General features: G+C 68.5%; 8 protein-coding genes. 3 read left to right on the forward strand and 5 right to left on the reverse strand.

The annotated features are described in order from the left end of the window. Positions 1 to 1,380 (reverse strand): M48 family metalloprotease (locus PHQ87_RS13140; protein ID WP_300235132.1); only part of this gene is annotated, 1,380 nt, incomplete at its 3' end. A 90-nt stretch (positions 1,381 to 1,470) separates the two neighbouring features. Here PHQ87_RS13140 and moaC point away from each other — a divergent pair. Continuing rightward, a complete protein-coding gene (gene moaC / locus PHQ87_RS13145) occupies positions 1,471 to 1,977 on the forward strand; it encodes a cyclic pyranopterin monophosphate synthase MoaC (protein WP_300235136.1) in 507 nt (168 codons plus the stop codon). Here moaC and PHQ87_RS13150 read toward each other — a convergent pair. Both PHQ87_RS13150 and PHQ87_RS13155 read right to left on the reverse strand, forming a co-directional pair. Further along, positions 1,974 to 2,969, reverse strand: a complete 996-nt coding sequence (locus PHQ87_RS13150; protein ID WP_300235139.1) for a 3'-5' exonuclease — start codon at positions 2,967 to 2,969, stop codon at positions 1,974 to 1,976. The two genes, moaC and PHQ87_RS13150, sit on opposite strands and share 4 nt — an antisense overlap. 52 nt (positions 2,970 to 3,021) lie before the next feature. Continuing rightward, positions 3,022 to 3,408 (reverse strand): universal stress protein, encoded by a 387-nt coding sequence (locus PHQ87_RS13155; RefSeq protein WP_300235142.1) that lies wholly within the window; start codon positions 3,406 to 3,408, stop codon positions 3,022 to 3,024. Positions 3,409 to 3,627: 219 nt separating this feature from the next. Here PHQ87_RS13155 and PHQ87_RS13160 point away from each other — a divergent pair, with 219 nt between their 5' ends. After that, complete coding sequence (locus PHQ87_RS13160) at positions 3,628 to 3,900, forward strand: hypothetical protein (RefSeq protein ID WP_300235145.1); 273 nt, start codon at positions 3,628 to 3,630, stop codon at positions 3,898 to 3,900. A 41-nt stretch (positions 3,901 to 3,941) separates the two neighbouring features. Here PHQ87_RS13160 and PHQ87_RS13165 read toward each other — a convergent pair whose 3' ends face one another. Together PHQ87_RS13165 and PHQ87_RS13170 are read right to left on the reverse strand one after the other, a co-directional pair. Further along, complete coding sequence (locus PHQ87_RS13165) at positions 3,942 to 4,253, reverse strand: HU family DNA-binding protein (RefSeq protein ID WP_300235148.1); 312 nt, start codon at positions 4,251 to 4,253, stop codon at positions 3,942 to 3,944. A gap of 101 nt (positions 4,254 to 4,354) precedes the next feature. After that, entirely contained in the window at positions 4,355 to 4,774 is a 420-nt protein-coding gene (locus tag PHQ87_RS13170) for a MarR family transcriptional regulator (RefSeq protein WP_300235151.1), read from the reverse strand. 163 nt (positions 4,775 to 4,937) lie between these two features. On the opposite strand from PHQ87_RS13170, the gene PHQ87_RS13175 reads away from it, so the two are divergent. Next, positions 4,938 to 6,848, forward strand: coding sequence for an FAD-dependent monooxygenase (locus PHQ87_RS13175; protein ID WP_300235154.1), 1,911 nt, complete (start codon positions 4,938 to 4,940; stop codon positions 6,846 to 6,848). Positions 6,849 to 6,977: the final 129 nt, after the last annotated feature.

The following is a 6,977-nucleotide window of genomic DNA, read 5'->3' on the forward strand; positions in this document are numbered from 1 at the left end:
CAGCAACTGCCAGGCCAGCGCATCACGCGGGTGATCGACCACCCAGGCGTGCAAGCGTTCGGCCACCGGCTTCGCCCCGCCGCTGACCATCGCCGCCTGTGCCCCCAGCAGCACACCGGCACGCTGACTGCCGGCCAGGGCCCGGTCGCGCCAGACCAGCCATTCGGGTGTGGGCTGGTCACCGGCGCGCTGGCGCAAGGCCGCGCTCCCCACCTCCAGTTGCAACCACTCGGCCGGGCGCTGCCCCGACGACCCGACCCGTGCGGCCAGGCGCGCAGCCAGTTGCCCGGCCAGCCCGTGCTGGCCCAGGCGCGAGGCCGACAGGGCGGCGGCGTACAGCGCCGCAGCGTCGGCATCGGCCTGCTGCCCCTGGCGCAGCCAGACGCGCAGGCGATCGGGGCCGTTTTCGGCCAGCACGCGCGCGCGCGCTGCCATCAGCGCATGCACCTCCTCGTCCGGAACCGCCATCAGGGGCGCCACACCAACACGCGGACCGTCCGGCCGGGTGCCGGCCGGTGCCAGGGGGATGCGCGCGCGCATGTCGGCCATCCGCTCCGTGGTCAGCGGGTGGCTGCGCAGATAGGGAAAGGAGCCGTCGTCGTTCAAACGCGACGCCTGCTGCAGCTTGTCGAACATCTGCACGAAGCCTTCGCCCGGGAACCCCGCCGTCGTCAGCACGCCAAAGCCCACGCGGTCGGCCTCGCGCTCCATGTCGCGCGAGAAATTGAGCTGGTTCTGAACGGCCAGCGCCTGGCTGCCGGCAATGGCCGCGTTCGCCACGTCGACGCTGGAGCTGGAGCTGGAGCCGGCAGCCAGCGCACCGAGGATCATCGCCCCGATCAGCCACGGCGTCTGCTTGCCCTGCTCGGACAGCATGCGCGCGATGTGCCGCTGGGACACGTGGCTGAGCTCGTGCGCCAGCACGCTGGCCAGCTCCTGCGGGTTCTGCGTCACCGCCACCAGGCCCAGGTTGACCCCCAGGTAGCCTCCCGGCAGCGCGAAGGCATTGACCTCCTTGACGCGGTTGATCATCAGCTCCCAGGCCATGCGCTCGGCCACCTCCGGCGACACATCGCCGCGCTCGCGGGCCGCCGCCAGCAGCGGCTGCCAGATCGACTGCAGGTAGTCCACCAGCGGCGGGTCATCCAGGTAGTCCGGATCGCGGTAGATCTGGCGCGCGATGTCATCACCGATCTCACGCTCGGCCGACAGGGTCAGGCCGGCACCGTCGCCCAGGGTGGGCAGCCCCTGCGCATGCGCCGGCGCACTGGCCAGCGGCGACGGTCCGCCGGCGGCGGCGGCCAGCCCCAGCAGCAGTGCGCCCGCCAGAACCCTGGGCCGGCGCAGACCTGATAAAAACAGATGGAAAGTGCGGTGCATCTTCGTATGATGCCCGCAGATACCGCCGGTTCCAGCCCCGCCCGGGCAAAAAGGCCGGCCCGACCCCGCCATTTCGCCACCCGACCCGCCATGACCGACTCCCCTGCCACGCCCCTGACCCACTTCGACGCCCGGGGCCAGGCCCACATGGTCGACGTTTCGTCCAAGGCACACACCCACCGCATGGCGGTGGCCGAAGGCCGCATCACCATGCAGCCGGCCACCCTGGCCCTGGTCCGCAGCGGCAACGCCCGCAAGGGTGATGTGCTGGGCATCGCCCGCATCGCCGGCATCCAGGGCGCCAAGCGCACCAGCGAGCTGATCCCGCTGTGCCATCCCATTGCGCTCACGCGCGTGGCGATCGAGTTCGAACTCGACGAGGCCGCCAGCACCGTCACCTGCCTCGCCACCGCCGAGTGCACCGGCCCCACCGGCGTGGAAATGGAGGCCCTGACCGCCGCCAGCACCGCCCTGCTGACGATCTACGACATGTGCAAGGCCACCGACCGCGGCATGACCATCTCGTCGATCCGTCTGCTGGAAAAAATGGGCGGCAAGAGCGGGCATTTCGTGGCACCGCCGGCGGCCAGGCCCTAAGCGTCTGACAGGCGGCGAACCTCGACCTGACCGGGCCGCTGCGAATAGCGCGTCAGCGCATCGAGCACCTCCACCTCGACCTGCGCGGCACGCCGGCCACCGTAGACCTCGGTCCCGAGCCAGGCCAGCTCGGCCGCCAGGGCCGCCTCGCTGCCCAGGATGCAGGACCAGACCCTGGCCTCGCCATCCCAGCGGTAGCCGCGGGCCTTGAGCAGGTCCTTGCTCTCGAACGGCGAACCCGTCGCGCGCAGCCGGAAGCCCGGCCGCTGCGCCACGGCGATCAGCTCGCCCAGGCCGGTGGTGGCGCCGTCGGTACCCGGACGGGCCAGCACCTGCAACAGGGCATGGCAATCGACCAGCGCGCGGTGGGCATCGTAGAACCAGCCATGGCGTTGCGCCAGCGCGCCGAGCCGTGCCGATTCGGCGCCCTGCGCCTTCCAGTCGATGTCGGCAAAGGAACACGCCCAGGGTGTGTGCGCGAAGGCCGGGAAACGCGCCTCCAGGAAGGGGCGGTCAAAACCGGCGTTGTGCGCCACCACCAGGTCGGCACGTGCCAGCAGCGCCTGGACCTGCGCTTCGTCCAGGCGCTGGCCACGCACCATGTCATCGCTGATACCGGTGACCTGCCGCGCCGCGGCCGGGATCGGCATGCCCGGGTCCTCGAAGCCCTCGAACGTCTCCACCGGCCCGAAGGGATGACCCGTGGAAGGGTCCACCTGGACCAGCAGCATGGCCAGCTCGATGATCCGGTCGCTGGCCTGCGACAGGCCCGTGGTTTCCGTGTCGAGGATGAGCAGGTGCTGCACCCCGGCCGTGGCATCCCCGCCCGCCGGCCGCGGGCCGAAGTCCAGGACCGGCACCAGCCGACGCAGCACCCGGTAGCCGGGGTCGGCCTCCAGCCGCCGTGCCATGTCCTCCAGTGTCAGCCCACCGGCATCGGCTGACTGCGGCGGTTCGGTGGAGGTGTCGAAATCGAAAGCGAGTTGGCTCATCCGGACAGGGTAACAGCCCGGCGGGGGCCCGGCGCGGCCAACCTTGTTGGACTCAGTTCGCCTTCACCGCCAGCACCGGGCAGGACACATTGAGCAGGATCTCCTGCGCCATGCTGCCCAGCAGCAGCTTGCCCACGGGCGAGCGTTTGCGCAGGCCGATGACCAGCACCGACACCTGCAGTTGATCGACCAGTTCCTCGATCTCCTCGATCGTGCTCTTGCCGCGCACGAAGTGCTTGAACTCCGCCTCGATGGGCAACTGGGACAGGCGCTCGGCCACCCGCTCTCCCTCGTACCCGTCGACGATGGATTCGTCCCGCCCGCCGGGGCCGGCGTTGACGACCACCAGCCGCTCATTGCGGCGGGTGGCGATTTCGATGCCTTTGTCCAGCGCAGCCTGGCCTTCGGGGCGTGCGACGTAAGCGACGAGAATGGTCATGCGTTGTCTTCCTTGCAGCGTGTTGTTGTATGAGCCGGCAGCCGCGGTGGCACTGCCAAGCGCCAGCATAGCTCGACTGGCCACGGTTGGCGAGTGCCGGATGGTGCCCGGTGCCGTGGCCGTGAGGCCGGTGCGCACGGCATCGGCGACAACCCGCTACCATCGCCCCTCATGATGGCGCCGTGAACAACACGGCCTTTTTCAGATCGTCGCACCCACATGTCCTTCGCAGACAAGAAACTCCGCAGCCGCCAGCGCGCCGACCAGGGGCGCCCCCCGCCTCACGTGCCGATGGGCGATCAGCGTTTCCAGCAATTGATGCGCGCGCTGGGCGACGCCTTTGCCCAGGCGGACGATGGCGCGGACAAACGCAGGCAGGCCCGGGAACGGGATGCGCAGCATGCGCAGTGGCTGGCCGAGCGGGAGGCCGCGATCCATGACATCGTCGCGCTCATGCGCCGGCACGGGCTGGCCATCGACGATCTGGCCTGACCGGTGCGGCGCCCCGGCCGGGGCACCCGGTGGGCAGGTCTTTACTTGCCGGCCTTTTCGGCGCGGCGCTTGGCCGCCTTGGGATCGACGGCATCCTTGAACCGTGCACCGGCCACGAACTTGGGCAGCGTGGTGGCGGGAATCTTGATCTTGTCGCCCGTGGCCGGGTTCTTGCCCGCGCGGGCGGCACGCTTGACCGCCTTGAAGGTACCGAAACCCACCAGCTGAACAGCGTCGCCTTTCTTCACGGCGGTCTGGATGGTGTCGATCAGCGTGTCCAGCACGGCGTTGGCCGCCGCCTTGGACAGATCGTTCTTGGTGGCCAGGATCTCAACCAGCTCGGCTCGGTTCATGGGGAATGCTCCTTTCAGTCAAAGGGAGGGTTATACCAGCCCACGGCCATCACCCGGACGCGACGGGTGGCCCCGCCCGATGCCCCACGGTGCCGTGGCACCTAGGGTCGCACCACGCGACGGGCGAGTTCGAGAAAACAGGCACGGTCCGCGCTGTCCAGGGGTTGCAGGATGTCGTCCTGCAAGGACTGGACAACCGGCAGCAGGGCTGCATAGACGCGCTGGCCTTCGGGCGTCAGCGAGAGTTCGCGCGCCCGGCGGTCGCGTTCGCTGACGACACGGCGCACCCAGCCCTTTTGCTCCAGGCGATCGATGACGCCACCGATGGTGGCCCGGTCGTAGGCGATCATCTCCGCCACGCTGGCCTGGTCCGTGCCCGGGTGGGCATGGATCGCGTCGAGGGCCGCAAACTGGACGGACGTGAGGTCAAAGCCCGCGGCCTGGGTGCGCTGCACGAACACCTGCGTGGACTGCTGGTGCAAGCGGCGTATCAGGTGCCCCGCCATGTCGATTGAGTCCATCCCTGCGCTCCATCTGAAGGGTCAAGTCCGCACCGTGCACGCCGGTGGCGGCGCCAATTGATAAGTATACATACGGTATTGACACCAAATAATAAGTGTAGATATTATTTGCCGTCGCGCGGGCAGACCGACCCGGACGCACATCAACCCAAGGAGACCCACGATGCAGTTCTACAAAGATGGTTTCAGGGGCGGCAACCCCGACGTCAAGCAGGCCGCGCCCAACCGGCGCAACCGCGGCGTCAACGAGCCGCTGCCCGAGAAAGTGGATGTGCTGATCGCCGGCACCGGACCGGCCGGCCTGTGCCTGGCCGCGCAGCTGGCGCAGTTCCCCGAGATCGACACCATGATCGTCGAGCGCATGCCCGGCAACATCATCAAGGGCAAGGCCGACGGCATCAACACGCGCACCATGGAGATGTTCCAGGCCTTCGGTTTCGCCGACAAGGTCAAGCGCGAAACCTACTGGGTGAACCAGACCGCGTTCTGGATGCCGGACCCCGCCAACCCCGAGCACATCAAGCGGGTCGGCCGGGTGCAGGACGTGGCCGACGACAGTTCGGAGATGCCGCACATCCTGATCAACCAGGCGCGGCTGCACGAGCTGTTCCTGGAAGTGATGAAGAACTCGCCCTCGCGCCTGGAGCCCGACTACGGCTGGGAAGTCGTGGGCGTGACGGTCGACGAGACGACCGACGATCATCCGGTGACCGTGACCCTCAAGGACGCCAGCGGCATCAACTGGTGGGCCACGCGCACGGTGCGCGCCAACTACGTGGTCGGCTGCGACGGCGCCCACTCGGCGGTGCGCAAGGCCATCGGCGGCCAGCTGCACGGCGATGCCGCCCACCAGGCCTGGGGCGTGATGGACATCCTGGCCAACACCGATTTCCCCGACGTGCGCCAGAAGTGCCTGGTCTCTTCGGCGAACGAAGGCAACGTGCTGATCCTGCCGCGCGAGGGCGGTTACGTGTTTCGCATGTATGTGGAACTCGACAAGCTCCGGCCGGACGAGCGGGCGGCGCAGCGCAAGCTCACGCAGGACGACATGATCGCGGCGGCCAACCGCATCCTCAGGCCCTACACGCTCGATGTGAAGGAGATCGTCTGGTGGTCGATCTACGACATCGGCCACAGCATCACCGACAAGTTCGATGACGCGCCCGAGGGATCGGGCCGCAATCCGCGCGTGTTCACCGCGGGCGATGCCTGCCACACCCACTCGCCCAAGGCGGGACAGGGCATGAACGTGTCGATGCAGGACACCTTCAACCTGGGCTGGAAGCTGGTGCACGTGCTGCAGGGCCGGGCGGATCCCAGCCTGCTGCGCAGCTACTCGAATGAGCGCCTGACCGAGGCCAGGCGCCTGGTCGAGACCGACCACGAATGGGCGCGCATCATGTCGGCGCCGACCACCCAGGCCGAGCGCGACGGCACGGAGGAGCCCCGCATCATCCGCCAGTTCAAGGCGAACCTCGAGTTCACGGGCGGCACCGCGGTGAAATACGACCCGTCGTACCTGTTTGCCGACGGCAAGCATCAGGCCCTGGCCAGGGGAGAAGAAATCGGCCGCCGCTTCCACTCGGCGCCGGTGGTGCGCCTGGCCGACGCCCGGCAGATGCAACTGGGCCATGTGGCCGAGGCCGATGCGCGCTGGCGCATCTACGCCTTTGCCGGCAAGGCGGACAGCTCCAACCCGGGCTCGGCCATCCACCGGCTGGCAGACTGGCTGGAACAGGACCCCGCGTCACCGGTGGTCCGCCACACCCGCCCGGGCGAGGACATCGATGCGGTGATCGACTTCCGGGCCGTGTTCCAGCAGACCTTCGACCAGCTCGCCTATGAAAACATGCCGTCCCTGCTGAAGCCCAGGACCGGCAAGCTGGGGCTGCAGGACCACGAGAAGGTGTTCTGTGTCGACCACAAGGGGGCCGGCGACATCTTCGACATGCGCGGCATCAACCGGGACACCGGGTGCATGATCGTGGTCCGCCCGGACCAGTACGTCGCCAACGTCCTGCCGCTCGACGGCTTCGACGAACTGTCGGCGTTCTTCGCCGGCATCCTGCGCTGAGGCAACGCTCCCGAAAAGCCCGCTGCACCCTGCCGCACCGGGCCTTCCCTGCCCCGGAAGTGACAACGGCCATGGAGGGGACCTCCATGGCCGTCAAGGTCATACCGGCTCGCGGCGACCTGGTTTACT

Source organism: Hydrogenophaga sp. (genome assembly GCF_028698005.1).
GTDB lineage: Bacteria > Pseudomonadota > Gammaproteobacteria > Burkholderiales > Burkholderiaceae_C > Hydrogenophaga.

Bases quoted from the DNA above. Each gene is read 5' to 3' on its own strand.
- moaC (WP_300235136.1), top strand. From the start codon at position 1,471: ATGACCGACTCCCCTGCCACGCCCCTGACCCACTTCGACGCCCGGGGC.
- PHQ87_RS13150 (WP_300235139.1), bottom strand. From the start codon at position 2,969: ATGAGCCAACTCGCTTTCGATTTCGACACCTCCACCGAACCGCCGCAG.
- PHQ87_RS13155 (WP_300235142.1), bottom strand. From the start codon at position 3,408: ATGACCATTCTCGTCGCTTACGTCGCACGCCCCGAAGGCCAGGCTGCG.
- PHQ87_RS13160 (WP_300235145.1), top strand. From the start codon at position 3,628: ATGTCCTTCGCAGACAAGAAACTCCGCAGCCGCCAGCGCGCCGACCAG.
- PHQ87_RS13165 (WP_300235148.1), bottom strand. From the start codon at position 4,253: ATGAACCGAGCCGAGCTGGTTGAGATCCTGGCCACCAAGAACGATCTG.
- PHQ87_RS13170 (WP_300235151.1), bottom strand. From the start codon at position 4,774: ATGGACTCAATCGACATGGCGGGGCACCTGATACGCCGCTTGCACCAG.
- PHQ87_RS13175 (WP_300235154.1), top strand. From the start codon at position 4,938: ATGCAGTTCTACAAAGATGGTTTCAGGGGCGGCAACCCCGACGTCAAG.